The following is a 24,929-nucleotide window of genomic DNA, read 5'->3' as shown; positions in this document are numbered from 1 at the left end:
AAATCATCAAGCTCGATACGGTCCTCGCCATTGACGAAATCGGTGATGATGTCGCGCCCGTCGCCGCGTTCGAATTCGAAGCGGTCCGCACCGGCACCGCCCGTCAGAATATCGTTGCCGCGCCCGCCTTCGATCTTGTCATCGCCGGTTCCGCCGTCCAGACGATCGTTGCCCGCCCCGCCGTCAAGATCGTCGTTGCCCGCATCGCCATAAAGTTGGTCACTGCCGCGGCCGCCGTCCAGATCATCATGCCCGTCAAGCCCGTAGAGGCGGTCATTCCCGTCGCGGCCGTCGATGTCGTCGCCAAACGCACTGCCGCGCAGGGTGTTGGCCGAAGTGGTTCCGGTGATGCGTGTCATGTCTTGGTTATCCTTTTGTCATGCGGGTTTGCAGGGGGCACAGGGGCCTTGCAAACCGGTTTGGTTCCAGGGCGATTCCGCAGGGCAGTCGTTTCTGGGGGGTCAGTCGTCGACGCTTTCGCGCAAGACGCCGGCGGTCGCCGCGTCGACGATCAGTTCGACCCGGACGCCGTCGCGGGTGGTCGCGTCGATTTCAAGCCAGCTTCCTTCGCTGTCGATGTCGTGCACCTTGTAGCCCTTGGCCTCGATCTTCGAGATGGCCGCCGTCAGGGATGGGGTGGTCTGGGCCAGGGCCGTGCTTGCAACAAGCGCCGAGACGACAAGCCCCGCGACAAGGGGTGCGGACAGGATGGCTTTCATGGGTTTCTCCGAATGTATTCGAACCGTGATGCCTTCGGATCGCACAGAGTCGCTGACAGCGGCCTGAGCCGTGCTGTAGGGAAATTGTCAGCGGGGCCGGTGTAGGGTGGTCACATGAAACAGCTTGCCTTTCTCATCGTTGCGCCCCTTGCGCTTTTGCCGCTTCCGGTTGGAGGCGAGGACACCGCCTTTCCGGATTTCGAGATCGCCGAAGATGCCGTGAAGCGGGGCGAAATCCTGTCGCTGGCCACCATTCTCGACCGGGTTGCCGCGGTTCAGCCCGGCCGCGTGATCGAGGTGGAGCTGGAGTTGGAAGACGGCATCCGGGTCTACGAAGTCGAACTGATCAGCCCTGACGGTCGCCTGCTTGAGGTTGATCTGGATGCGCGGACGGGGGAAGTCCTGTCGTTGGACGAGGACAACTGATCCGCATGCGTGCCCTGATCGTCGAGGACGATGCCCGCATCGCCGAAGACCTGACCCGTGCGCTGTCATCTTCCGGGTTCCGGGTCGAACATGTGGCCGACGGGGAAGCCGCGTGGTTTCAGGGCGGCACCCAGGCCTATGACCTGATCGTTCTTGACCTTGGCCTGCCAAAGCTGGACGGGCTGAGCGTGCTGAAACGGTGGCGCGCCGAAGGCGTGACCAGCCCCGTGCTGATCCTGACGGCACGCGGGGCCTGGACAGAGCGGGTCGAGGGCATTGACGCGGGCGCCGATGATTACCTGCCAAAGCCCTTCCGGATGGAAGAACTGCTGGCGCGCGCGCGGGCGCTGGTGCGCCGGACCGGGGGGCAGGCATCGTCGCAGCAGGCGATCGGCAAGCTGTCGATCGACCTGAACCGGATGACCATCGCGGTGGAGGGTGTGCCGGTCAGCGTGACGCCGCTGGAATTCCGGCTGATTGCCTACCTTGCGCTGCACCGCGACCGCGTGCTGCCGCCGACCGAGCTTCTGGACCATCTTTATGGTGACGAGGACAGCCGCGACACCAACGCGCTTGAAGCAATCATCGTGCGGGTTCGGCGCAAACTTGGGCCCGGGATTGTCGGGACCAGACGCGGATTTGGCTATTTCCTTGAGGGGGCTGCGTGAATCGCCAGTCCCTTCGCCTCAGGCTGGGTCTGTTTGGCGGGCTGGCCATTCTTGGCACGCTTGCGCTGTCGCTGATCGGGCTGGCGCTGCTGTTTGACCGCCATGTGGAACGCGTTGCCGTGGCCGATCTGGAAGCCCGATCCTATTCGGTCGCCGCAATGATCGAGTTGACCGGCCCGGAGACGGCCGGTTTTCGCCGCGCTCCGGTTGATCCGCTGTATGAACAGCCCTTCTCTGGCCATTACTGGCAATTGGAGCTGGGCCCCGAGGTTCGCCGGTCGCGGTCGCTTTGGGATGTCACGCTGCCCCGGATCGGCCCGTCTCTGCCCTCGGGAAGCGAGCGTGTGCTGGATCTTGCCGGCCCGCGCGACGCGCCGCTTCTGGCCTTTGAGACGTGGCTGACCGTTGGAACCGGGCCATCGGCGACAGAGGTGCGGATCGTGGTGGCGACCGATCGCGCCGCGCTCCGGGCCGCGCGCGAGGGGTTCATCCGCGATCTTCTGCCCTATTCGCTGGTGCTGGGGGCTGTGCTGTCCTTCGCCTTCTGGACCCAGTTGACGCTGGGCATTCGGCCGCTGACCGCTGTAAGCAAGCGGGTGTCGGCGCTGCGTGCCGGACACATCGCGCGGATGGGAGGAGAGCTTCCGGCCGAAGTCATGCCGCTTGCGCGGGAAATCGACACGCTGCTGACGGACCGGGACGAAGAACTGATGCGGGCGCGCAACCGGGCCGCCGATCTGGCGCATGGCCTGAAGACGCCGCTACAGGCGCTTTTGGGCGATGCGGCGCAACTTCGCGATCAGGGCGAGGCGGGCCTTGCCGACAGTATCGACGTCATCGCTGCATCGATGCAGGGCCTGGTCGACCGCGAACTGCGCCGGGCGCGGATCCAGTCGGATCGGATGCTTCAAACGGCCAATCTCAAGACGATTACCGAAGGTGTGGTGAATGTGCTGCGCCGGACACCCACCGGATCGGCACTGGACTGGGATCTGGCTATTCCGGCCGATCTGACCCTTCGGATCGACCCCGACGATCTGGCCGAGGCCATGGGGGCCATTGCCGAAAACGCGGCCCGGCATGCGGTCTCGCGGGTCACGGTGCGGGCGGCAGCGGATCAGGGGCAGGCCACGATCAGCCTGAGCGACGACGGGCCGGGTGCGCCTGCCGATTCGATGGAAAAGCTGATGAGCCGGGGGTTCCGGCTGGATGAGCGCGAGGGCGGAGAAGGCTTTGGTCTGGCCATTGTCGCTGAAATCGTCGCCGCGGCGGGGGGATCGGTGGCCTTTGCAAATGGCGGGCCGGGTTTGACGGTAAGCCTTACCCTGCCAAGGGCCGCCGGCATTCCGGCAGTGGAGCCCCAGGGCGACTCTTTCGCAAGGCAGAGGGCATCCAGCAACAAAGCATAAAGCACAGGTGCAGGCCCCCGGCCTGATGGCCGAAGCCCGACAGCCCGCCGTGACAGCCAGAGCGGGTCCGGCGACGGTCCGGGCTGGCTTGCGGCGCGGGTCACAGCGACCCCGCAACCATCCGCGCGATGTCGGCCAGCCGGCAGGCATAGCCCCATTCGTTGTCATACCAGGCGTAGATCTTCACCTGGGTGCCGTTGATCACCATGGTGGACGGACCATCGACGATCGCGGATCGCGGATCATTGGTGAAGTCGCCCGAAACCAGCGGCCGCGCTTCGAAGCCGAGGATGCCCTTCAGCGGGCCGTCGGCAGCGGCGGCGAACAGGGCATTCACCTCCTCAACCGTGGTCGGACGATCGACCTCGAACACGCAGTCCGTCAGCGAAGCATTGAGCAGCGGCACGCGCACGGCATGGCCGTTCAGGCGGCCCTTGAGCTCGGGATAGATCAGCGTGATCGCCGTGGCGCTGCCGGTCGTCGTCGGGATCAGGTTCATCAGGGCCGACCGGGCCCTGCGCATGTCCTTGGCGGGGCGGTCAACGATGGTCTGGGTATTCGTCACGTCATGGATCGTGGTGATCGACCCGTGCCGGATGCCAAGCGCCTCGTGGATCACCTTGACCACCGGGGCAAGGCAATTGGTGGTGCAGGAGGCTGCGGTGACCAGCACCTGCGACCCGTCGTAGAGGTGATGGTTCACCCCGTAGACAAGGTTCAGCGCGCCGCCATTCTTGACCGGGGCGGAGACGACGACCTTTTTGACCCCGGCGGCATGATAGGGCGCGACCTTGGCGGCGGACGTGAAGACGCCCGTGCAATCGATCACCAGATCGACGCCAAGTTCGGCCAGCGGCAGCGCCTCGATGGATGTTTCGTGGGTCAGGCGGCAGGTCCGACCGTTCAGGACCAAGGCCCCTTCAGCAAAGCTGACAGGCGTCCGCCAGCGGCCGTGAACCGAATCGAACTCGATCAGAAGTGCATGCTGTTCGGCATCGCCAACGGGATCGTTCAGAAGGACGATCTCGCCGCCCGCGCCCGTGTCGATCAGGTCGCGCAAAAGAAGCTTTCCGATGCGGCCAAGGCCGTTCAGGGCAATACGGGTCATGGATCTCAGGCCTGTGTCTGCGCGTCGGTGCCGATGGCATCGACACGGGATTGCAGGGACATCCGGCTCAGACTGTCGAAGGGAAGTTCGACGAAAGCCGTGACGCGGCGGCGCAGCGCGGCGTAGGTCTGGGCGAAGACCAGCGCCTTTTCGGCATCGGTCCCTGTCGCCTTTACCGGGTCGGGCAGGCCCCAGTGGCCGGTAATCGGCTGGCCCGGCCAAGGCGGGCATTCCTCTGCCGCCGCCGTGTCGCAGACGGTGAAGACGAAATCCATGATGATCGAAGCGGGCTGCTGGAATTCCGAGATGTGCTTTGACCGCAGGCCGGATGTGTCATGTCCGTTGCGTTTCAGGATCTCGATTGCGAAGGGGTTCAGTTCGGTTCCCGGCTGCGTTCCGGCGGAAAAGGCCTGGAACTTGCCCCTGCCCAGATCGCGCAAGAGCGCCTCGGCAAAGATCGACCGCGCCGAGTTGCCCGAGCAGATGAAGAAAACGTCGAAATGGGGCGCGCGTTGGGGGGCAGTCATTCGGGCGGCATCCTTTTGAACGGAGAACAGTGGGCCGAGCAGGTCAGGACGGGCGCGGCCCACGTCGAGCGCGAGGTAGCCGATAAGCCCCTCGGTCGCGTCCAGATCGACCGCGTAGTAAAGCGACCGGCCGGCCCGCGTGACGCAGACAAGGCCCGAGGCCGTCAGGTCGGCCAGATGATGCGACAGCGTGTTCTGTTTCAGGCCAAGCGCCTCGGCGATCTCGGTCGGGCGCACGCCCTGCGGGGCGAAGCGCATCAGCAGGCGAAAGACCGCCAGCCGGCCGGGATGGCCAAGCGTGGCGAAGGCATGGGCGGCGCGATTCTGTTCCATATTTCCGGATTATCGGAAATAATAGTGCCGGTCCAATGAAGGTTCCATGACAGTGCGGACACGCGCTTTCCCTGATTGATCCAGATCACGAACCCTGCGGCGCGCCTCTGGCCGCGGCTGACAAGGACACCCATTTCGCCATCAAGGACGGGCTTGGTCTGAACGGCCGTCCGTGACCCGGTCAGTTCCGACCGATCATTGTGGGCCGATCATTGCGGGCCACACCGCCCCACCGCCATTCAGGGTTCGAGATCAACTTGGCGCGGGCGCAGCGGCAGGGTCCGGCCTGCCACGGAAGAACCAAAGCTTCACCGTCTCGGTTGTGACGATATAGCCGGCCAGGATGGCGACGATTGCGGCCAGCATGGCCGGGGACAGCGGCACGAAGCCAAAGGCGGCACGGACGGGGCCAATCGAGGGGAGGACGAAGGTCACCCCCAGAATCGCGACAGTCAACCAGATCAGGATCCTTCCCGGCTGGCTACGAAGCGCCGGGCGACGGGTGCGAAGGACCAGAACGACGGCGAGTTCGGTCATCAGCGAGATCATGAACCACGAGGTCTGGAACAGCGCCGCGTCCGCCTGAAGCACCCAGATCAGCAAGCCGAAGGTCAGCAGGTCGAAGACCGAACTGGTCAGCCCGAACAGGACCATGAAGCGCCGGATCTCGCTGACGTTCCACCGTTGCGGCGTGGCCAGCCGCTCGGGATCGACACGGTCCGAGGCGATGGCCAGCGAAGGAAGATCGGACAGAAAATTGTTCAGCAGGATCTGCTTGGCCAGAAGCGGCAGGAAGGGCAGGAAGGGGGTCACGATCGCCATGCTGACCATGTTGCCGAAATTGGCGCTGGTGGTGATCGAGATATACTTCAGCGTGTTGGCGAAGGTCCGCCGCCCGCCCTCGACGCCGGCGCGCAGCACTTCAAGGTCGCGGTGCGTCAGCACGATGTCGGCGCTTTCGCGGGCCACGTCCACCGCCTCGGCGACCGATATGCCGACATCGGCTGCGTGCAGCGCGGGCGCATCGTTGATGCCGTCGCCAAGATAGCCCACCGTCGCGCCGGTGCGCTGAAGCGCGCGGACGATACGCTCCTTCTGCTGCGGGTCGATCTCGACGAAAAGCTCTGTCCGGGGGGCGAGGTGCCACAGCGCCTCGTCGCGCATGGCGGCGATTTCGGTGCCGCTGAGCATGGCGCCTGCATCGAGGCCGACCGTCCGCGCGACATGGGCGGTGACGTGGCGGTTGTCGCCGCTGATGACCTTGATCGCGATCCCGAGACCGCGCAGGCTGGCGATGGTGGCGGCGGCGTCCTCTTTCGGCGGGTCGAGGAATACCAGAAAGCCGCGGAAGGTCATTCCGGCCTCGTCGGCCCGGTCATAGTCCTGCTTGGGCGTAAACTGGCGCGTGGCGAGCGCCAGCACGCGCAGCCCCTCGGCGCTGTGGGCGTGGAAGATGGCGTTCAAGGCGGCGCGGTGGCCCTCATCCAGCGCGACCTCGGTTGCGCCGGTCGCCACGCGGGTGCAGATGGCGAGGATTTCGGCAAAGGCGCCCTTGGTCACCATCCGGTGCCCGTCCGCCTCGGCCAGCACGATGGTCAACCGCCGGCGCTCGAAGTCATAGGGGATCTCATCGATCTTCGCGCATCCGGCCGGGCCGAAGCCCGCCGCCTCGCCGGCCGCGACAAGGGCCGCATCCAGAGGGTTCTCGATCCCGGTCTCGAAACGGGCATTCAGCCAGGCAAGCCGCTTCACGCTGTCCGATGGGCGGCCGGCCGCGTCCAGCGCCTGCTGCAACACCACCTCGCCTTTTGTCAGCGTGCCGGTCTTGTCGGTGCAGAGCACGCTCATCGAGCCAAGGTTCTCGATCGCGTCGAGCCGCCGGACGATCACCCCCTCGGCCGCCATGCGCCGCGCCCCGGCCGAAAGCGTGACGCTGACGATGGCGGGCAGAAGCTCGGGCGACAGGCCCACGGCAAGCGCCGCGGCGAACAGCAGCGACTCGACCACCGGCCGGTCGAGCGCGGCGTTCACCGTCAGCACGAAAAGCACGACGACCACCATGACCCGGATCAGCAGGTAGCCGAACTGCCGCACGCCCCGCGCGAAATCCGTCTCTGCGGTGCGGGCGCGCAGGCGCTCCGCGATGGCGCCGAATTCGGTGTGGCGACCTGTCCTGACGGCCAGCACCCTTGCCGTTCCGCTGCGGACCGATGCGCCAAGAAAGACCATGTTCAAGCGTCGGCCCAACGGCGCATCGGCGGCGACGATCCCGGGGCGCTTCTCGACGGGGAAAGACTCGCCCGTCATGCTCGCCTCGCTGACCAGGAAATCCTGCGCCTCAAGCACGATCCCATCTGCCGGGACGAGATTTCCCGCCGACAGCAGGATCACGTCGCCCGGCACGATTCTCGTCACAGGCAGCACCCGTTCCGTCCCGTCGCGCAGCACGCGAGCGGTCAGGGCAAGACGCTTCTTCAGGTCCGCAACGGCGGCCGATGCCCGAATCTCCTGAAAGAAGCCGAGAAACGCGCTGCCCATCACGATCAAGAGGATGATGATCGCATCGACCCATTGGTGAAGCACCAGCGAAATCGACGCTGCGACGGCGAGGATCAGGACGAGCGGACTTTCGAACTGGCGCAGAAGAAGGCGCAGCGTGCCGCGGCGGGGGGCCTCGACCACGGTGTTCGGGCCCAAGGCCAGAAGCTTCGCGGCCGCCCGATCCGAGGTAAGGCCCCGGGATCCGCTGCCCAAACCTGCCGCAACCTCTGCCGCGCCGATGGACCAGTAACGTTCGTCATGCCCTGCCTCAGACAAGGGAACCTCACGCCTCGCGCCTTGATGCTGTCGTGCAGCCATGCGCCCTGCTTATCGTTCAAGAACATATAGCCCCGGTGCAGGACCGAGGGTCGGGTAGCCTTTCTTCACGGACCCGAGCGGGGGCGGAACGTTGCGCCCGGCAGACTGGCTTTCCAGCCAGTCCGCCCAGACCGGCCACCAGGAGCCCTGGGTGCCGGGATGGCTCCGATACCATGTATCGGGGTCCATGTAGGGCGATCCCACAGGCCGGTGCGAGACGCGAAAGTGTCGGCGTTTTTGGCCGGGAGGGCTGATGATGCCGGCATTGTGGCCGCCACTGGTCAAAAGGAAGGTGACGTCCGTCTCGGTCACAAGGTTGATCTTGTAGACCGACCGCCAGGGCGCGACGTGGTCCGTCTCTGTCGAGACCGTGAAGATCGGCGCGCGGATGTCGCTCAGCACGACCGGGCGGCCGTCCACCTGATAGCGGCCCTCGAACAGATCGTTCTTCAGAAACAGGCGGCGCAGATATTCGCTGTGCATGCGATAGGGCATCCGCGTTGCATCGGCGTTCCAGGCCATCAGGTCGAAGCCGATCCGGAAGGCGCGCTGGCCCATCAGGTAGTCCTTGACGACCCGCGACCAGATCAGGTCGTTCGAGCGCAGCAGCTGGAACGCCCCAGCCATGTGCCGCGTGTCCAGATAGCCCTGGTCCCACATGATGTCTTCGAGATAGTCGAGCTGGCTCTCGTCGATGAAAAGCGTCAGCTCGCCCGCCTCGGTGAAGTCGGTCTGCGCCGCCAGCAGCGTCACCGAGTTGAACGCCTCGCGTCCTTCGCGCGCCAGATAGGCCGCCGCGATCGACAGAAGCGTGCCGCCCAGGCAATAGCCAAGCGCATTGACCTTGTGCCCGGGCAGGATCGCCCCGATCGCTTTCAGGGCGTCCAGCACACCAAGGCGCAGATAGTCGTCCATGCCAAGGTCGCGGTCCTCGGCGGTAGGGTTGTGCCACGAGATCATGAACACGGTGTGGCCGCGCCCGACCAGATACTTCACCAGCGAATTCTCGGGCGAGAGGTCAAGGATGTAGTATTTCATGATCCAGGCCGGCACGATCAGGATTGGCTCGGCCCAGGTCTGGTCGGTCGTCGGCGTATACTGGATCAGCTCGATCAGCCGGTTCCGCCAGACCACCTGCCCGGGTGTGACGGCGACGGTCTCACCCGGCCGGAACGCCTCGGCTCCCGGCGGCTCCTTGCCGCCGGCCGCCCGCTCCCAGTCCGAGATCAGGTTCATGGCGCCGCGGACGAGGTTCTGCCCGCCTTCACGAAGCGTCACCTCAAGCACTTCGGGGTTGGTCGCGATGAAGTTGACGGGCGACATCGCATCCAGAAGCTGCCGCGCGACGAACGAGACCACATGTTCGTGATGCGCCGACACGCCGCCGATGCCGGTCGTCGCGCTGTGCCACCATTGCTGGTTCAGCAGGAACCCCTGATAGATCAGCCTGAACGGCCAGCACTGCCAGGCCTCGGCCCGGAACCGATCGTCCTGCGGCAGCGGCTCGATGCACAGCGGGCAGTCGGGGTCTGCGGACACCTCGGCCGCATGGGTTGCCAGCCGAACCGCCTTGCGCACCGCCTTCTCCGACAGTTGCTGCCACTTGCCGGGAGAGGCCGCCAGATGCAGCGCCCAGTCGGAATAGGCGAGGGCGAGGCTTGCCGGCGAAACGCCGGACGTCAGCCGTCCCATCGTGGCATGAAGCAGCCGGTCGCCGCTCGTCGGCGGATCGACTTCGGCTTTATCGATGGGAAAAGCCGCCGGCGCGGGCGTGGCTGCGAACCGCGCCGTATCGCTTCCGGTTCCGACCCGAGAGAACTGCGCCCAGGTCCGCATCAGATCAACCGTCGCCGAGACCCACCAGTCAAAAGGCCCCACGACGGCAAAAGGCTTGGAGGTCGGCGGACTCATGTCCGGGCCTTCCGCGCGGCGCGGATGGTCGGGGGCCGCCCGCATGACAGGCAAAGGCTGTGTGCCGTCACGGCGGCGGCAACCTCTGGCAGACCCATGTGCCCTAACGGACCTCCTGCTGCTCTGGCCCCTGTCGATGGCCCCTTCCATGAAAACTATGCCCGCAAAAGTTGCCCTGCATTGTCGCGGGTCAACCGTGGCGCAGCCCTTCGCAGTTGAGGCGGGAACTGGGCGTCAACCCGAAGACGGTGGCGAAGTGGCGCAAGCGGGCGACAGTCGAGGACATGAAGACCGGGCCGAGGGAACCGCGGTCGACCGTCCTGACCGAGTCCGAAGAGACGACGGTCGTAGCGTTCCGGCGCCATACGCTGCGGCCATGTCAATCGGCTTCCAAAACTGACCCCGGATCGGCGCCCATCAATTTTCACCCCCCGGCTCCGCGAGATCAGGGCCTGAGCCGACGGAACGGTCAGGGTGTGGAGGCGGCTCAGGCCCTGATCGGGCTTGCGTGCTGAAGGTCAGGCCGCGCCAACATCGTGTTGCAGTTCGTGGCCCGGAGCGCACCCCTCGAAAGTCAGCGGCCATACGAATGCGCACGCGACCCCGGCCTCTCGCAGTGCTATCCGCGATGGTCATCCAGAGATTTTCATGAACATGCCGCCCACGACGCAGCCTCAGGACCGGACGCATCCTCTTCGCAGGACGCGTGGCAAGGTGGAAGCGGCCGGCGAGCCTGCGATGTGCCCGCTTGGCCGAAACCTGGACACCGGGCGGCGGTCGGACCTGTCCGAGGCGTCCTTGCCCCTTGCCCAGGACCTCCGCCAGAAGACGGCCGCGCTGCACGAACGGGTCGAAGTGCTCCTCGGCTTGCCCGACAGCATCGCGGACCGGACCGATTACGTGGCCTGGCTCGGGCATTATCTTGCGCTTTACCAACCGCTCGAAAGCCGGATGGCCGCCTTCGACGGCTGGACGGACCTGGGGCGCTTCGACCCGGACCCTGGCCATTCACGGCGTCTGATCCGGGATCTTGACGCCTTCGGCCTCGACGCGCGGACCCTTGATCGCGCGCGCGCCGCGGGTTGCCCGGCGCTGACCAGCTTTGCCCAGGCGCTCGGCGCGCGCTATGTGCTCGAAGGGTCGGCGCTTGGCGGCAAGGTTATCCTGCGCCACCTGCGGGCGCGCCTTGGCGACGAGATCGGGGCAGCAACCGCCTTCTTCGGCGGTCCGAGCCATGCCGAGGCGACGCACTGGCGAACCTTCAAGGCCGCGCTCGACCGGTTTGGCATGGAGCATCCCCACGAGAGGGCGGATGTGCTGGCCGGAGCCACGGCGACCTTTACCGCACTGATCGAGTGGTTCACCCCTTTCATGGCAGAGCGGCGGGCGTGACCGCCCCGCGCAGCCCGAAGGATCTTTGCGATGCTCGCCCGAAAGGGATGGGCACCGATTTCCGCAAGCGGAAGGACACATCACGATGACGACGCTGGCGGCTGCATTCGACACCTCGATCTGCGAGATGGAACCCATCGCGACGCCCGGCGCAATCCAGCCGCATGGGGCCCTCGTCATGGCGCGGGCCGACGGCGGCCTCGTCTCCCATGCCAGCGCAAACCTGGACCAGATCCTCGGCTTGCCGGCGGCCTCGGTCCTTGGGCTGCCCATCGACGCCGTGATCGGGCGCGTCAACGAGATCCTGCTGCGCGAGGCCCGCCGTCGCGGCTCCGAGACGCTGGAGGCGATCGGCTCCCTGCGCCGGGCGGACGGGCGCCTGCTGCATCTTCATGCGTTCCAGTCGGACGACATGTGCCTCGACATCGAGCCGGAGCGCGACGAGGACGGCCCGTTGCCCCCCGGAGCCACCCAGTCGGTGATCGAGACCTTCTCGGGCGCGACGACGCAGGTGGAATTGTGCGAGCTTGCGGTGCATGGGCTGCGGAAGGTTACGGGCTACGACCGGGTGATGGCCTATCGCTTCGGCCAGGATGGCCACGGCGAGGTCATCGCCGAGCAGCGCAGGCAGGATCTCGAGCCCTACCTCGGCCTGCGCTACCCGGCGTCGGACATACCGCAGATCGCGCGGGCGCTCTATCTGCGCCAGCGGGTGGGCTCGATCGCGGATTCGCGTTACCAGCCGGTGCCGCTGCTGGCTCATCCCGGGCTGGACGATCTCGTGCCGCTCGACCTGACGCACAGCTCGCTTCGCAGTGTCTCGCCGATCCACCGCGAATACATGCAGAACACGCATGTGGCCGCCAGCCTGACCATCGGGCTGGCCGATGGCGAAAGGCTGTGGGGCATGCTGGTCTGCCACAACATGACCCCCCGGATCGCCGGCTCCGAGCGGCGGACGGCGGCGGGCATGATCGGGCAGGTGGTCTCGCTTCTGCTGAGCCGGCTGGGCAAGGTCGAGGATGCCGCCGAGAAGCTGGCCCGGCAGGCGACGCTCTCGGCGCTGATCGAGCGGCTTTCGGTTGGCGAGACCCTGGTCGAGGCGATCTGCGCGGCCGATCCGCTGCTGCTCGAGCTGGTCGGGGCCAGCGGGGCGGTCGTGCGGCTGGCAGGGCAGGAGCTGCGCTTCGGGCAGACGCCCCCCGCCGAGGCGGTGCAGACGGCTCTTGATATCCTGGGCCACACCCTGCCGTCAGAGCTCCTGCCCATCGACGATGTCACGCTGCGCTATCCCGAGCTGTCGGACCTGGCCGCGGCGGCAAGCGGCATCCTGCTGCTTCCGCTGTCCTCGGGCGGTGGAGACCTGATCGCCTGGTTCCGCCCCGAGCATGTCCAGACGATCACCTGGGGCGGCAACCCGGCCGAGCACGGAACCTGGAACCCGAAGACCCAGCGGATGAGCCCGCGCGCCTCGTTCGATGCCTGGAAGGAGACGGTCACCGGCCGCTCGCTGCCCTGGACCTCGATCGAACTGGGCTGCGCGCATGAGCTGGGCGAGGCGATCACCGCCGAGATGGCGCAGCGCACCCGGGCGGAACTCGCCCGCCTGCGCCACTACGACCCGCTGACCGGCCTTGCGAACCGCAGCTTTCTTCAGGAGCGTCTGGCGGATGCTGCGCTGACCGGCGGGCCGGATGTGGCGCTGCTCTTTATCGACCTTGACCGGTTCAAGGCGGTGAACGACTCGATGGGCCATGGCGTGGGCGACGCGCTGCTGATCGAAGTGGCGCGCAGCCTCGTGGCGAGCGTGCGGCCCGAGGATCTGGTGGTCCGGCTCGGCGGCGACGAATTCGTGGTGCTGTGCCTCGGGCTGGACAGAGTCAGGGTGATGAAGCTGGCCGAGCGGCTGCGGCAGGTGCTCGATCAGCCCTTCGAGGTGTCCGGCCGCAAGTGCCACATCTCGGCCAGTATCGGGATCGCGATGTCCGACAGTATCGACGACCTCGATCTGGTGCGGGTGGCCGACATCGCGATGTATGCGGCGAAGAAGAACGGTGGCAACCGGGGCGAGTTGTTCCGGTCCTCGCTCTACGAAGAGACGACGCAGCTTTTCGAGCTTGACAGCGACCTGCGCGACGCGCTTGAGAGCGGCCAGTTTCACCTTGCCTACCAGCCGATCTTCGCACTGGCCCCCGAGAAAGAGAGGCTCGTGGGCTTCGAGGCCCTGCTGCGCTGGGACCATCCGCGCTACGGCGCGCTTCATCCCGGCATCTTCATCCCGATGGCCGAAACGCTGGGCCACATCCATGTGCTGGGCGACTGGGTGTTGCGCAGTGCCATCCGGCAGGTGATCGCGTTCCGGGTTGCATGATCCTTAAAATCGGGGGCGCGGGTTAGGAACCGATGAAGATCCGGCAACAAGCGGGGGCTGACGATCGCATTATCCTGAAAAGAATCCCGAAAATTTTCGCACCCGTGCGGATCAGCCATTCGGTCATCATGGCCCCGGTGGCCCGATCAGGCGCCTTCGGGCAAGGGAAAGACCATCTCGGCGCGTGTTCCGCACCGACTGCGCCGGCTGATCTTCAGCCGTCCAGCGCAAAGCGAAGCACCGCCGCCCCAAGGAATGCGGCGGCCGCGAACAGGATGTGAAAGCGCAGCCCTCGGCCAGCCGACCCGTGCATGACGAACCGGCCTTGCCGATCCGGTCTTTCCAAAGGATCGGCCCCCTTCGCCCCACTGCGGACAAGGCAGCAGATCGCAGGGCTGTTGCGCGAAGCTGCCGGAACGGACACCGTGGCAGCGTCGGCAGCGGTCCGCCTAGTCGCGGCGGGTCCAGAGACCGCCAATCCGGCGCAGCGCCGTCCGGGCCAGAACAAGATTGCTGCCATCCTGCCGCAGCAAAAGGAAAGCCACGACACCCGCCCCGCCCAGCGGCACCGCAAGCAGCAGGTTCGGGCCAAGCCGGATCGCGGTCTCATCGACGGGATGGCCGGCCGCCGCTTCAAGCGCAGCCTGCCCGGCCAACAGGCTGCGCAGCGCAGGGGCCAGCCGCAGGGCATCGGCACGACCGGGGCCGAAGGCGGCAAGGCAGTCGCCGGTGGCAAGGCTGGCAATCCCGCCGCAAAGGAACCCGCCCAGAGAGACCGCCACCTCCTCCATCCCGTCGCTGTGGGGCGGGGGTTGCACCTTGGGCGCCTGCACGACGGGGGTCTGCAACACCAGCGCCGGCTGCGCGGGGGGGGCGGCCGATACAGGCGCCGGGGCCACCGCGCCGCGCGGCCCGGCCGGGGGCGTTGGCGCCAAGGTCGGGCGCAAAATCGGTTCGGGCACAAACTGGCGGCGACGGTCCACGATCAGTTCGGCAAGTATCCTCCCCCCCGAGGTTTCCCACGCCCTGTCATCCCCGGCCGCCTGCCGGATCGTTTCGCGCGTGGCCTGAACGAAGGCCACCGCACTGAAGAACGGGCCGGCCTCGCGCTGAACCCGGTCTTCGACCCGGTCCCAGTCGCCGGCGGTGCGCAGCTTGTCGGCACGCGACAGCACGATCACCGACCGGCTGCGCATCGGCGGAAGCTGCGAAAGGATCGCCTTTTCCGACAGCCGCCACGCCTGCGACGCGATCGAAACCCAGATCAGCAGATCCGCCGCCGCCATCAGCGCGATCGCCTCGGCGCCGACCTCGCCGCCGCAGGGGAAGGGAAGCTCGACCAGTTCCACCCCGTCCAGATGCGGCGCGCTGACCATGACCTCGCACAGCCCGGCACCGCCGAAATCGGTGATCTCGTCCAGCGCATCGGCGGGCAAGCTGCGCCCCGATCCGTCGTGCAACAAGACCGTGCCCGCCCCTTCGGACGCATGCCGCACCAGAAAGGCCGGGCGAGACGCCTGCCGCGACTGCATCGGCAACACCGGCTGACGCAGTAAGGCATTGATGACGCTGGATTTACCTGACTTGAACTCGCCCGCGACGACAACACGCAACCGGCGGCCGCCGGCACGGCGCAGCACGGGTTCGTCCAGACGGGGAACGGCGGACTGGAAAGACATGGGTTCCACTGCCTCAGGCGGCCGCAGCCAGATGGGATTTCGACAGACGGCTGTCCGAGATCGACAGAAGCTGTATCCGCCGATCCAGCACCTCAAGCCGGCTTTGCAGACGGTTCACCATCTGCGCCGCGCGCACCGGATCGGCCACAAGCTGCGCCAGCACCGCCGAGTCGGTCCGCAGCCGTTGCGCCCGTTCCGCGGTCGCCTTTTCCACCATCGACAGGATCACCTGAATCCTTTCCTTGCCGGCCAGAACGCGCCCGGCCTGCGCCTCGTTGCTGGCCCGCAATATCTTGTGCGACCATGGCAGAAGTTCGGCAAGCGTGATCCGCCGCATCGCATCCGAGGTCTTTTGCACATCCAGCCCCGGCCGGCGCCAGAACGCCCAACTGCGCGCGGTGATCGCATCCACCGTCAGCGTCTTGCGGCTAAGGGCCAACATGGTCATGAACTCGTCATGCGGCAGTTCGCGCAGGGAAATCCCTTCGGCGATGCCCTCGAACCGCTCGCCCGCGATGGCGGCGCAAGAGACAAGACAATCGTTCAGCGCGGTATCAAGCGCCGCGCGGTGGCGCGCATAGGTGTCTGTCACGTCGCGTTCGATCCGGCCGGCCAGCGCCACCAGATCGATGGTCACCGGCCCGACATCGGTCCGCGGGGCGCGGGCGGCAATCTCATGGTGCTGGGCATCAACGAAGCTGCGAATGGTGGCATCCATCGCCTGTTGAAGCGCACCGCTTGACCGGGCAAGGATACGGTCCACCGCCGCGGCCATCGCCTCGAACCGATCATCCAGCCGCCGCCCCAGATCGGACAGGGCATCAAGTTCCGACCGCATCTCGGACAGGAACCGCGCCGCCCGCTGCGCCCCGGCCGATTCCACCTGTTGCGTCACCGACTCGCGTTCGCGTTTGCACAGCGCGATCAGCGCGCGAACCTCGGCGCGCAGATCCTCTTGAATGGTGCCAAGCTGCTGATAGCCGGCGCCCAGATCGATCAGGCTGCCCAGCGTCCGCTTCACCTCGGGCAGGCCCGAGGCCAGCATCAGCCGTTCGCTCTGGCTGTCGGGCAGATGGCCGTGCCGCGCCTGAAGATAGGGGGTCAGCGCCGCAAGGGTCTCATCGCGCAGGGCCTGCGCCTCGGCATCGTCGCGCAGGGCAAGTTCCGCCAGCCATGCGCTGCCGGCATGGATCGAAAACGCAACATCCGGGATCGCCGTCGCCAGCCGCGCGGCCACATCCTCGATCAGCGCATCGATCTCGGATTCCAGTTCCTCAAGCTCGTCGATGCGGTTGATGAAGACGATGACATTCTTCGCCCGCTCGGCCGACAGCATCCGCAGCAGTGCCACGTCAGCCTCGGTCAGGGGTTGATGCGCCGACAGCACGACGATGAAGATGTCGGAACGATCCAGACTGCGGCAGGTGAATTCATCGCGCACAAGGAACGGGTCGTTCACGCCCGGCGTGTCGGTCAGGATCACCGGCACCGCGAATTCGGGCAGGCGCAGATAGACATCGGCCTCGCGCGTGATCGAGGCGTAGCGGCCAAGCGTTTCGGCTTCCAGCCCCTCGTCGGCACCGGGGCCGGCGCAGACATAGCTTTGCAGCAGGTCCGGCGACAGGAAATCGTAATCGTGGGTCGTGCCCAGCAGCGTGGCATAGGCCCGGCCAAGCCGGCGCTGCGCGCGTTCACGCATTTCCTGCGCCTGCCGCAGCAGGACCGAGGAATCGAACCCCGGCAGCATTTCTTCGGCCATGCGACGCACCTTGGGGTCGCCATGCACGATCTCATCCCACGAGGCTTCGTCAAAGAACCGGAACGAGGCGCCCAGTGCCGGGTCACCCCGCTGGTTGATGCGCAGGTTGGTGACGACCGACGTCCAGGGGTTCACATCCGAAGGCAGCAGCCCCAACTGGCCGATGAACGCATTGAGAAACGAGGATTTCCCCGCCTTCACCTGCCCGATCACCGCCACCCGCGCCGTCCACCCGTCCAGCCGGTTGCGCAGCCGCGCAAACGGTTCGCGCGATTCACGGCCGGCCGCTTCCTCGATGTCGGTGACGATGCGCCGGAGCGCGGCGATCTCTTTGTGTTGCAGCGTTCCGATCTGCATCGCGCCCCCCATCGTCATCTTCATCGACTCAGTCCTGCGTGCCGGCAGCCCGCGCATCGCGGCGGCGACGGACCGGCTGGCCCTGCGCCATCGCGGCCTGAGCCCAGCCAAGGTCAAGCTCGGCGACAAGTCTTTCGATACCGTCAAGGATCGAATCCGGGTCGTCAAGATCAAGCGTCGGCTCGATCCGGGCCCAGAGCATCTGCGCCGGGCCGAACGCCGGCGCCGGCTGGCGCGGACGGGCCGGCGCCATCGCAACCTCGGGCTGGGGTGCGAAAACCGGCTGCGGCGCGGCGGCAGCCGGAACAGGTGCCGCTTCGCCCACGGCATCCGCGACAGACAAAGGCACGGGCGCTTCCGGCGCGGTCACGGCTTCGGCCATCGGTTCCGGGACGGGCTCGGCCATCGGCTGCGGCGCCGGTTCGGCCTCGACCGTTGATGGCATCCCGGCTTCGGGCGCGGCGTCCAAGGCGACAGTCGGGGGTGCCGGATCGTCGGCATCGGCCGAGTCGATGGCCACACGCAGCAGCGCCAGAAAATCGTCGTTGGCCTCGTCCTTGGGCGCAGGCGCCGCTGTGGGCTGCGGGGTCGGCGTCCGGCGCAACAGGAATTCGTCCAGCGGCAGCTTCACCAGATCCTCGAGCGCGTCCGGCGCGTCCAGCGCCGCCGTCAGGGGGTCGGCCTCGGGGACACCCATGGGCGACAGGTCGGGGGCCTCGGCCGCCGGCGTCGGATCATCGGCCACGGGATCGGTCTCAGCCTCGGACGGCACCAAGAGCAGCGGGCGCCCCGGCACCGGCCGGACGCGAATGCGGCGCGGGGCGATCCGCACGGCCTCGTCCGGTGCAGCGCCAATGTCTTGCGCTTCGCCCACAACGCGCACGAAGGGCCGCGAGGGACGGCTGGGCAGGTTCTGCGCGGCCTGTTTCAGCGCCTCAAGCAGCGTGCCGGTATCGGCATCCGACAGGAACGACGCCATGTGGATCGCACCGAAAAGGCCCTCGGCCTCGTGGGACACGCGGCGCATGACCTTTTCGCGGTCCAGCGGATCGGTCAGCCGATCGGCATGGGACAGCACCAGATGGCTTTGCGCCGCGACCTCGGCCGGGATGGCCAGCCAGGCGGATTTCTCGCTTTGGCGCCAGGCCTGAACCACGTTCGAACACCACAGGATCATGTCGGCATGACCCACGATCCGTTCCCAGCAGGCGGCGGGGATGTTCGGATCGGAATTGCCGGGGGTGTCGATCAGATCGAAATGCAGCAGAACCGGGCTGTGATGCGGGATGCGGCAATGGTGGATGGCTTCCAGATCGCCGCCCAGCACATGATCGACCAGCGCCAGTACGCTGTCGAAGCTGCGGGCACGCCCATCCGTGCCGATACATTCCGGCCGGCCTTCGCCGTGGGTGATCCAGATCGGCGGCAGCGAGGTCGAGGTGACCGCCGACGGCAGCAGGTCTTCGCCCAGAAGCGCGTTCACCAGCCGCGTCTTGCCCGAGCTGAACTCGCCCGCGACCATGATGCGCGGCCGTGACGCCCCGCGCGCGGGATCGAAATCGGACACGAGTTGCGTCAGTTCCAGAGGCACGGTCATGCGGCTCCCCTATTGCTCATGTCATCCAGCGCCTGTGCCATGCCGGCCAGCAGGCTCTCATCGGTGGCAGGGCGCTGCATCGCATCCAGCACCGCCCGGACGAAATCTTCCTGCCGGGTGCAGAAGTCGCGCCCGGCGGCGGTGACCTGCCCGGCGAAGGCGGCAAAGGTCTCGCCGCCGACATCTTCGATCAGGGGGTTGGTTTCGGCCAGAATCACCGCGCGATAGCGCCGCGCGCGATCCTCGGGCGAGCCGCGCCGCAGGAAGAAGCGCCGCCACCACGAGGTCTGCATGTCCAGCGCGATGGTCTGCGCGATGATCCCCGGCGCATGGGGCGCCGGGCCGGTGGGCAGATGGATCGCCACACTGCCTTCGGGGACGCGCAGATCCTGACAGATCAGCCGGCCATAGGCTTCGGCGGCCTCGGTCGCGGCGTCGGTCAGACCGCTGCGCAGCGTCTTGCAGGCCGTCATATAGGCCGAACGGATCATCATCCGCAGGGTGGTGGGATCGCAGCGCCAGCCCTCGGCCTCGCCATAGGCGGCGATATGGGCCGCCAGCGAGCCGATGGCACCATCGACGAACTGATCCTGCGCACGGCGCAGACGTTCGGTCAGCGCGGCGGCACTGTCGGCGGCGACAGTGCGAAGGCGATCGTCGCAGGCGCGGCCGATGGCGGCGGCGCGGGCCTCGATGGCGGCGCGGTCGATCTCGGCCGCGGCAAGGCCGCCGCTGCGCGCGACGATATCCACCGTCTCGACTTCCGAGATGACGTTGCCGGCGACCGACTGGATGTCGGCCAGCATCGCCCGCCCCGGACCTTCGACCACACGCCGGGCCACCGCGCGGTGCAGATCCGGCACCCCCGAGGCGTCATAGGCGATCTGGCGCAGCCGCGGCCCGAACAGGTCGGCCGGGGCACAGTCCGCCCGCGCCGCGGCCCAGCGGGCCAGCGCATGACGGCTGTCGGCGGGAAGCGCGTCGCAGGTGTCTTCCAGCGACCGCATCGCCCAATGCGCGCTGCCGAACAGGATCGTCAGCCCCTCGCCCACGCCAGCCCGCGCCAGCGTGCGGCGGATCGAGGCCTCGATCTCGACGGTCTGGGCCACCGGGTCGGGAAGTTCGTCGATGCGGTTGACGAAGATCAGGATCTCGCGCGCCTCGACGTTGCCGATGATGCGCAACAGCGCCATGTCCATCGTCGACAGCGCCTGATGCGCCGACAGCACGATCACGCAGACCCGGCTTTCGCTGATCGCGTTGATGGTGATCTGTTCGCGCATCATGAACGTGTCGTTCACGCCGGGCGTGTCGCGGATGCACAGGTTCTTCGGATAGCCCGGCAGGTCGATATACAGATCCGCCGTCTTGGTGATGTCAGCATAAAAGCCCTGCGCGCGGCCCCTGTCGTCGCCGGCATCGCCATAGCAGATATAGCGGTCGATCACCTCGCGGCTGAGGATCGGAAAGGCGTGGCTGGTGCCCAGCAGATCCTCGAAGGCAGAGCCAAGCCGGCCCTCGGTCGCGGCGCGCATCTGCATGACCTGACTGCGGATCTGGTCGGCCTCGGCGGCGAAGCCCGCGCGTTGGGCCATCTCGCCCAGACGGCCGCCGGTCGTCACCAGCCGGTCCCATTCCAGCGCGTCAAAGAAACGGAACAGCGCCCGGATGTCGGCCGGGCGCCGGGGCGAGTTCAGGTGAACGTTGGTGATGACCGATGTCCAGGGATTCACATCCGACGGCAGCAGACCCGGCTGGCCCAGCATCGCGTTCAGAAGCGTGCTTTTGCCCGCCTTGACCTGTCCCAGAATGCTGACCGAGGGTTCGAACGCGTCGATCCGTTCGACAATCCGTTCCAACTCGGCCCGCAGCGTGGGGGCCGCATCTGCGGACAGATCGGCCAGTGCCGCCCTGATCCGGTTCAACCCGTCCCAGCAGGCTTCGAGTTCGCCAAAACCTTCCGGATTGCCCGGAGGCACGACATCGTCCCGTTCAGCAAAATCGCGCACGTCCAATCCCCACACCCAGCAGTCCGTCGCCTGACACGCAACCCGCCATCGACGGGTTCCGTCGGGCGGCACCTTCGCCGCGTCCTGTCCCGTCGATCATTCAGGGACAATGTGCTGCAATTTGTGCGACCACCGGGCAATTTGTGGACGCTTGAAGGCAGCCCCCGGGGCCGCCGCCACCCCGCAACCGCATCAAGAGTCAGGGTTTCCACCGCAACCGGGAAACCGGCGCCATGTTTTTGCCGTATTTCGGGCCGGGCGCGGCAACGGCCGCCGCAAAAGGCCAAGTATCTGGAAACGATTCGGAAATGCCGTCGGGGCGGCGTGCGGTCGGGGTGGATGCCGTGGCCAGCCTGATCGGCGGACCGACGGGACTGCCCGGAAAAGGCCACCAGAGAAACAGCAAAGCCCCCGGCGCGACAGGCCGGGGGCAAAGCGTCAGGACACAGGCAGGCGGCACGACATCGGGCCGAAGCCGCGGCCTAGCCCCAGAAGAATTGATGCCGAAGCGGCAACGATCGGCGGCCATCGGCCCAGGGGCCGGGCAGGCCGGCCTGTCGCCGCAGGGCACGGATCTGGTGCAGCGCCCGGTGCGGGGGAATGGTGCGGAATATGTCCGCCATCATCGCCGCATCGGCCAGCAGCCCGCGCGCCAGCCCACGCTTGGCGGCCTTGGCCGGGCTTTCGACGCCGGGCAGGTCCACCACCGCCAGCCGCGTGCCGGCCGCGATCCAGCGCGCGTTCAGCCAGACCTCCAGCCCGAAGCGGGGCAGGGCTGCGATCTCGTCCAGCCGATGCGCCAGCATGGCGCGCGGCACCACCCTCTCGCCCGAGATGTAGTCGATCCCGGCCAGACGCCACGCCCAGGGCGCATTGGCCCGCAGGCTCAGGCTGGCCTCGGCCTCGGCCATCAGGACCGGGGCGAGCAGCGCGGTCAGATGATCGGACCGAAGGCCCTGAAGATCGGCATCCAGCAACATCAGCAGCGGCGCGCGGGTGGCGGCAATGCCCGCGGCGATGGCGGCACTTTTGCCGCCATTCACCGGCTGGCGCAGCACGCGGGCGCCCGCGGCGCGGGCCACCTCGGCGGTGCCGTCCTGCGAGGCGTCGTCGATCACGATCACCTCGTCCACAAGGCGGTTCTGAAGCACGGCGGCCAGAACGGGGCCGATCCGGTCGGCCTCGTTGAAGGCCGGAACAAGGCAGGCAACGCCGGGAAGGGTCACAGGCAGGATCTCCGTCGGAACAGGATGAACAGAAGGGCGGCCAGCAGGGTCAGGCCAAGGGCCACCCAGCCGATCCAGCCGCCAAGACGGGCATGGGCCTCGCCGAACCACCAGCCAAGCAGCACAAAGCCCAGACTTTTCGGAAGGGTGGCCGCAAGGTTGCAGGCCATGAACAGCCCGAAAGGCACATGCGCGGCGCCAGCGGCAAACAGCACCGCGGCGCCCGCGGCATGGGTCAGCTTGGCCCCGATCAGCAGCGCCGGCGCCCGTGCCCGCAGCGACAGCGCCAGCGTGTCAACCTGCGCATCGCCCAGCCGCAGCACGCGCAGCACCGCCCGCCCGCCGTGGCGGCCGGCCGCGTAAAGCAGCGCATCGCCCAGCAGATCGGCGAGGATCACCGTGACCGTGACCGCGCCCACATCCAGCACCCCGCGCTGCGCCAGCCATGCGGCAAGGATGGTCACGATCGGCCCTTCGATCAGCGCCAGCGGCGCCACCAGCGCGACGCCATGCGCGGCCAGAAGCGACAGGGCGATCTCGGCATCGATCATCGCGCGGCCGCCTGCGGCGCCATCGCGGTGCCGCGCCACTCGAACCCGCTGCGCAGGAAGGTGGCGGCCCACAAGGGCAGCAGTGCCGCATCGCGCAACATCGAGGCCACAAGATCGCGTGGGCCCGCGGGCCAGCCCATCGCCCGGCACAGCGCCCATTCCGCGCCATACCAAAGCCCAAGAAACGGCACCGCCAGCGCCGGTTGATGCAAGAGCAGCGCCAGCAGCGGCAGCACCGGGCCGGCCAGCGGCTCCAGCGCGAACAGCCCCGGAAAACCCTGCCGGCGGATGCGCGACCAGCGCAACTGCCGGCCCCAGACCGCGCGCAGGCTGCGTCGGCCGATCGGCTGGCCGAAGGGCCGCGGCGCAAGGCGCACGGTCAGCCCCGCCTCGCGCACGATCTTGGTCGCGGCCGCATCCTCGGCCAGATCGCGGCCAAGAACGGCAAGCCCGCCCTGCCGGTCCAGCAGATCCCGGTGCAGAAACAGGGTCTTGCCCTGCGCATGGCCATGGCCCACCTGATCTGCCGACAGTTGCCAGCGCGCCTGCATCCCATTCAGGAACGCGGCCTCGACCGCGCCCCACAGCCCTTCGGGGCGGATGCCCGCAGGCGGCGAGGTCACCATGCCGGTTCCGGGTCGCCAGCAGGCCCAAAGCGTGCGCAGATAGTCGCGCGGCAGTGCCAGATTGGCATCCGCCATCACGATCCAGTCGGCGCGGGTCGCGGCCCAGCCCTTGGCCATGTTGTTCAGCTTGGGGTTGGCGCTGATCCGGTCCTCGCCGATCAGCAGGCGGGCACGGGCGCCGGGGTGGCGTGCGATCATCGCGCGCAGCGCAGGAACCGCCGGATCGGTCTCATGCGCGGCGCAGAACAGGATCTCGTAATCGGGCCAGTCCAGCCCGAAACTGGTTTCAAGCGTTTCAAGGTCGAAGCGGTCAAGACCGCAGACCGGGCGCAACAGGCACAGAAACGGCGGCATGTCGGGCGGGGCATTGCCCCGCCGCTGCCCGTGCCGCAGCGCCAGAACGACCGAGACCAGATGCAGCGCCAGCAACAGGCCGGCCGCGGTAACGGGAAGGATCATGCGAAACCTCTGGCAGGGGCAAGGTCGGGCGCGGGCGCCTCGGCCGGTTCGGCGTCATGGCTGAGCAGGCTCAGCCGGCCATCGGCGTCCTCGGCCAGCGCGGTGAAGCTGTCGACCCAGTCGCCGCAATTGGCATAGGTCAGACCGTGGTGGTCATGCAGCGCGGGCTTGTGGAAATGGCCGCAGATCACGCCGTCACACCCGGCCCGCTTTGCCCGCGCGATCAGACGCGCCTCGTATCCGGTTCCCAGCGCCATGGCCTGCGTGACGCCCGCCAACAACGCTTCGATCAGGCTGCGGCTTTCGGGGGCGGCGGTGCGGCGCAGACGCTTCAGCCGGTCATCCAGATGCCGCAGCGCCCAGTCCAGACGGCTGCCCAGCCGGGTCAGCAGGTGCCAGCGCAGGATACGCGCATCGGCCACGTCGCCATGGATCACCAGATAGCGCCGGCCATCGGCGGCCTTGTGCACCGCTTCTTCGGCCACGGTGATGCGTTCCAGATGATCGCCCAGATACAGCCGCATCGAGGTGTCGTGGTTGCCGGTCAGATAGGTGATCCGCGTGCCCTGCTGCGCGCGGCGAAACAGCAGCGCCAGCACCTGATCCTGTGCGCTGCCCCATTGCGGGAAGGGCGGGTGCCACAGGTCAAGGATGTCGCCCACCAGAAAGATCTCGGCGGCGGTATTGGCGCGCAGGAAATCCAGCAGGCGGTCGGCGCGGCAGCCACGCGCGCCCAGATGCAGATCCGACAGGAACAGGCTGCGGTGACGCCGAGGGGTCGGAAAGGCGTAGCGCATGGGAAGCTCCGTTGCTTCAGGCCGTCCTTGGCCTGCGCCCTGCTATGTCCGATGACGGCCAAGGTTTTATGACACCACCGCGCGATCCGCGCGCCATTTGCCACAGGCAGCAGCCCCCGGCGCCGGGTCGGTCGACCACAGATCGG

The 24,929-nt window shown here is 67.2% G+C and carries 19 protein-coding genes and 1 pseudogene; 6 read left to right on the top strand and 14 right to left on the bottom strand.

Annotated features, from left to right (window positions below):
- Both CRO07_RS19425 and CRO07_RS11460 read right to left on the bottom strand, forming a co-directional pair.
- On the bottom strand, positions 1-359 hold a 359-nt coding region (locus tag CRO07_RS19425), incomplete at its 3' end, for a calcium-binding protein (RefSeq protein ID WP_407919628.1).
- Positions 360-461: 102 nt separating this feature from the next.
- On the bottom strand, positions 462-719 hold the full coding sequence (locus CRO07_RS11460) for a PepSY domain-containing protein (RefSeq protein WP_097030829.1): 258 nt from the start codon (positions 717-719) through the stop codon (positions 462-464).
- Between the two features lie 114 nt (positions 720-833).
- Here CRO07_RS11460 and CRO07_RS11455 point away from each other — a divergent pair, with 114 nt between their 5' ends.
- The 3 genes from CRO07_RS11455 to CRO07_RS11445 are packed head-to-tail and all read left to right on the top strand — an operon-like array spanning position 834 to position 3,222.
- On the top strand, positions 834-1,145 hold the full coding sequence (locus tag CRO07_RS11455; protein WP_097030828.1) for a PepSY domain-containing protein: 312 nt from the start codon (positions 834-836) through the stop codon (positions 1,143-1,145).
- A 5-nt stretch (positions 1,146-1,150) separates the two neighbouring features.
- Entirely contained in the window at positions 1,151-1,813 is a 663-nt protein-coding gene (locus CRO07_RS11450; protein ID WP_097030827.1) for a response regulator transcription factor, read from the top strand.
- On the top strand, positions 1,810-3,222 hold the full coding sequence (locus tag CRO07_RS11445; RefSeq protein ID WP_097030826.1) for a sensor histidine kinase: 1,413 nt from the start codon (positions 1,810-1,812) through the stop codon (positions 3,220-3,222). The genes CRO07_RS11450 and CRO07_RS11445 overlap by 4 nt, the downstream gene beginning before the upstream one ends.
- A 100-nt stretch (positions 3,223-3,322) precedes the next feature.
- On the opposite strand, the gene CRO07_RS11440 is transcribed toward CRO07_RS11445, so the two are convergent.
- From CRO07_RS11440 to CRO07_RS11425, 4 genes are all read right to left on the bottom strand, one after another.
- Complete coding sequence (locus CRO07_RS11440; protein ID WP_097030825.1) at positions 3,323-4,330, bottom strand: ArsJ-associated glyceraldehyde-3-phosphate dehydrogenase; 1,008 nt, start codon at positions 4,328-4,330, stop codon at positions 3,323-3,325.
- Positions 4,331-4,335: 5 nt separating this feature from the next.
- Positions 4,336-5,190, bottom strand: coding sequence for a metalloregulator ArsR/SmtB family transcription factor (locus tag CRO07_RS11435; protein WP_097030824.1), 855 nt, complete (start codon positions 5,188-5,190; stop codon positions 4,336-4,338).
- A 252-nt stretch (positions 5,191-5,442) separates the two neighbouring features.
- Complete coding sequence (mgtA, locus tag CRO07_RS11430; RefSeq protein WP_097030823.1) at positions 5,443-8,007, bottom strand: magnesium-translocating P-type ATPase; 2,565 nt, start codon at positions 8,005-8,007, stop codon at positions 5,443-5,445.
- Between the two features lie 51 nt (positions 8,008-8,058).
- Positions 8,059-9,960, bottom strand: coding sequence for a PHA/PHB synthase family protein (locus CRO07_RS11425; RefSeq protein ID WP_097030822.1), 1,902 nt, complete (start codon positions 9,958-9,960; stop codon positions 8,059-8,061).
- 230 nt (positions 9,961-10,190) lie between these two features.
- Here CRO07_RS11425 and CRO07_RS19105 point away from each other — a divergent pair.
- The 3 genes and pseudogenes from CRO07_RS19105 to CRO07_RS11410 form a co-directional block, all read left to right on the top strand.
- Positions 10,191-10,337: pseudogene (locus tag CRO07_RS19105) on the top strand (IS481 family transposase); the annotation flags it as partial.
- A gap of 271 nt (positions 10,338-10,608) precedes the next feature.
- A complete protein-coding gene (locus CRO07_RS11415) occupies positions 10,609-11,352 on the top strand; it encodes a biliverdin-producing heme oxygenase (protein ID WP_235840986.1) in 744 nt (247 codons plus the stop codon).
- Positions 11,353-11,437: 85 nt separating this feature from the next.
- Positions 11,438-13,723, top strand: a complete 2,286-nt coding sequence (locus CRO07_RS11410; protein ID WP_235840985.1) for a bifunctional diguanylate cyclase/phosphodiesterase — start codon at positions 11,438-11,440, stop codon at positions 13,721-13,723.
- A gap of 449 nt (positions 13,724-14,172) precedes the next feature.
- On the opposite strand, the gene CRO07_RS11405 is transcribed toward CRO07_RS11410, so the two are convergent.
- The 8 genes from CRO07_RS11405 to CRO07_RS11370 form a co-directional block, all read right to left on the bottom strand.
- Positions 14,173-15,402: a dynamin family protein gene (locus tag CRO07_RS11405; RefSeq protein WP_097030821.1), complete on the bottom strand. Its 1,230-nt coding sequence runs from the start codon at positions 15,400-15,402 to the stop codon at positions 14,173-14,175.
- Positions 15,403-15,415: 13 nt separating this feature from the next.
- Positions 15,416-17,542 (bottom strand): dynamin family protein, encoded by a 2,127-nt coding sequence (locus CRO07_RS11400; protein WP_235840984.1) that lies wholly within the window; start codon positions 17,540-17,542, stop codon positions 15,416-15,418.
- Positions 17,543-17,546: 4 nt separating this feature from the next.
- Positions 17,547-19,115 carry a dynamin family protein gene (locus tag CRO07_RS11395; protein ID WP_097030820.1) on the bottom strand — a complete coding sequence of 523 codons (1,569 nt, stop codon included), beginning with the start codon at positions 19,113-19,115 and terminating at the stop codon, positions 17,547-17,549.
- Complete coding sequence (locus CRO07_RS11390) at positions 19,112-21,124, bottom strand: dynamin family protein (protein WP_097030886.1); 2,013 nt, start codon at positions 21,122-21,124, stop codon at positions 19,112-19,114. Before CRO07_RS11390 ends, CRO07_RS11395 begins: the two co-directional genes overlap by 4 nt.
- Before the next feature lie 482 nt (positions 21,125-21,606).
- On the bottom strand, positions 21,607-22,350 hold the full coding sequence (locus CRO07_RS11385; RefSeq protein ID WP_097030819.1) for a glycosyltransferase family 2 protein: 744 nt from the start codon (positions 22,348-22,350) through the stop codon (positions 21,607-21,609).
- Positions 22,347-22,901, bottom strand: a complete 555-nt coding sequence (locus CRO07_RS11380; RefSeq protein ID WP_097030885.1) for a VTT domain-containing protein — start codon at positions 22,899-22,901, stop codon at positions 22,347-22,349. The genes CRO07_RS11385 and CRO07_RS11380 overlap by 4 nt, the downstream gene beginning before the upstream one ends.
- Positions 22,898-23,986 (bottom strand): ceramide glucosyltransferase, encoded by a 1,089-nt coding sequence (locus CRO07_RS11375; RefSeq protein WP_097030818.1) that lies wholly within the window; start codon positions 23,984-23,986, stop codon positions 22,898-22,900. Before CRO07_RS11375 ends, CRO07_RS11380 begins: the two co-directional genes overlap by 4 nt.
- A complete protein-coding gene (locus CRO07_RS11370) occupies positions 23,983-24,783 on the bottom strand; it encodes a UDP-2,3-diacylglucosamine diphosphatase (protein WP_097030817.1) in 801 nt (266 codons plus the stop codon). Before CRO07_RS11370 ends, CRO07_RS11375 begins: the two co-directional genes overlap by 4 nt.
- Positions 24,784-24,929 lie beyond the last annotated feature (146 nt).

The organism is Cereibacter ovatus, from assembly GCF_900207575.1.
In the GTDB taxonomy this organism is placed as follows: domain Bacteria; phylum Pseudomonadota; class Alphaproteobacteria; order Rhodobacterales; family Rhodobacteraceae; genus Cereibacter_A; species Cereibacter_A ovatus.
This window is presented reverse-complemented; position numbering and strand designations above follow the sequence as displayed.

What these genes read in the sequence shown, in the direction of transcription:
- CRO07_RS11435 (WP_097030824.1), bottom strand. Translation starts at nt 5,190, where the DNA reads ATGGAACAGAATCGCGCCGCCCATGCCTTCGCCACGCTTGGCCATCCC.
- CRO07_RS11400 (WP_235840984.1), bottom strand. Translation starts at nt 17,542, where the DNA reads ATGAAGATGACGATGGGGGGCGCGATGCAGATCGGAACGCTGCAACAC.
- CRO07_RS11380 (WP_097030885.1), bottom strand. Translation starts at nt 22,901, where the DNA reads ATGATCGATGCCGAGATCGCCCTGTCGCTTCTGGCCGCGCATGGCGTC.
- CRO07_RS11405 (WP_097030821.1), bottom strand. Translation starts at nt 15,402, where the DNA reads ATGTCTTTCCAGTCCGCCGTTCCCCGTCTGGACGAACCCGTGCTGCGC.
- CRO07_RS11425 (WP_097030822.1), bottom strand. Translation starts at nt 9,960, where the DNA reads ATGAGTCCGCCGACCTCCAAGCCTTTTGCCGTCGTGGGGCCTTTTGAC.
- CRO07_RS11455 (WP_097030828.1), top strand. Translation starts at nt 834, where the DNA reads ATGAAACAGCTTGCCTTTCTCATCGTTGCGCCCCTTGCGCTTTTGCCG.
- CRO07_RS11460 (WP_097030829.1), bottom strand. Translation starts at nt 719, where the DNA reads ATGAAAGCCATCCTGTCCGCACCCCTTGTCGCGGGGCTTGTCGTCTCG.
- CRO07_RS11450 (WP_097030827.1), top strand. Translation starts at nt 1,151, where the DNA reads ATGCGTGCCCTGATCGTCGAGGACGATGCCCGCATCGCCGAAGACCTG.
- CRO07_RS11375 (WP_097030818.1), bottom strand. Translation starts at nt 23,986, where the DNA reads ATGATCCTTCCCGTTACCGCGGCCGGCCTGTTGCTGGCGCTGCATCTG.
- CRO07_RS11395 (WP_097030820.1), bottom strand. Translation starts at nt 19,115, where the DNA reads ATGACCGTGCCTCTGGAACTGACGCAACTCGTGTCCGATTTCGATCCC.
- CRO07_RS11410 (WP_235840985.1), top strand. Translation starts at nt 11,438, where the DNA reads ATGACGACGCTGGCGGCTGCATTCGACACCTCGATCTGCGAGATGGAA.
- CRO07_RS11440 (WP_097030825.1), bottom strand. Translation starts at nt 4,330, where the DNA reads ATGACCCGTATTGCCCTGAACGGCCTTGGCCGCATCGGAAAGCTTCTT.
- CRO07_RS11370 (WP_097030817.1), bottom strand. Translation starts at nt 24,783, where the DNA reads ATGCGCTACGCCTTTCCGACCCCTCGGCGTCACCGCAGCCTGTTCCTG.
- CRO07_RS11415 (WP_235840986.1), top strand. Translation starts at nt 10,609, where the DNA reads ATGAACATGCCGCCCACGACGCAGCCTCAGGACCGGACGCATCCTCTT.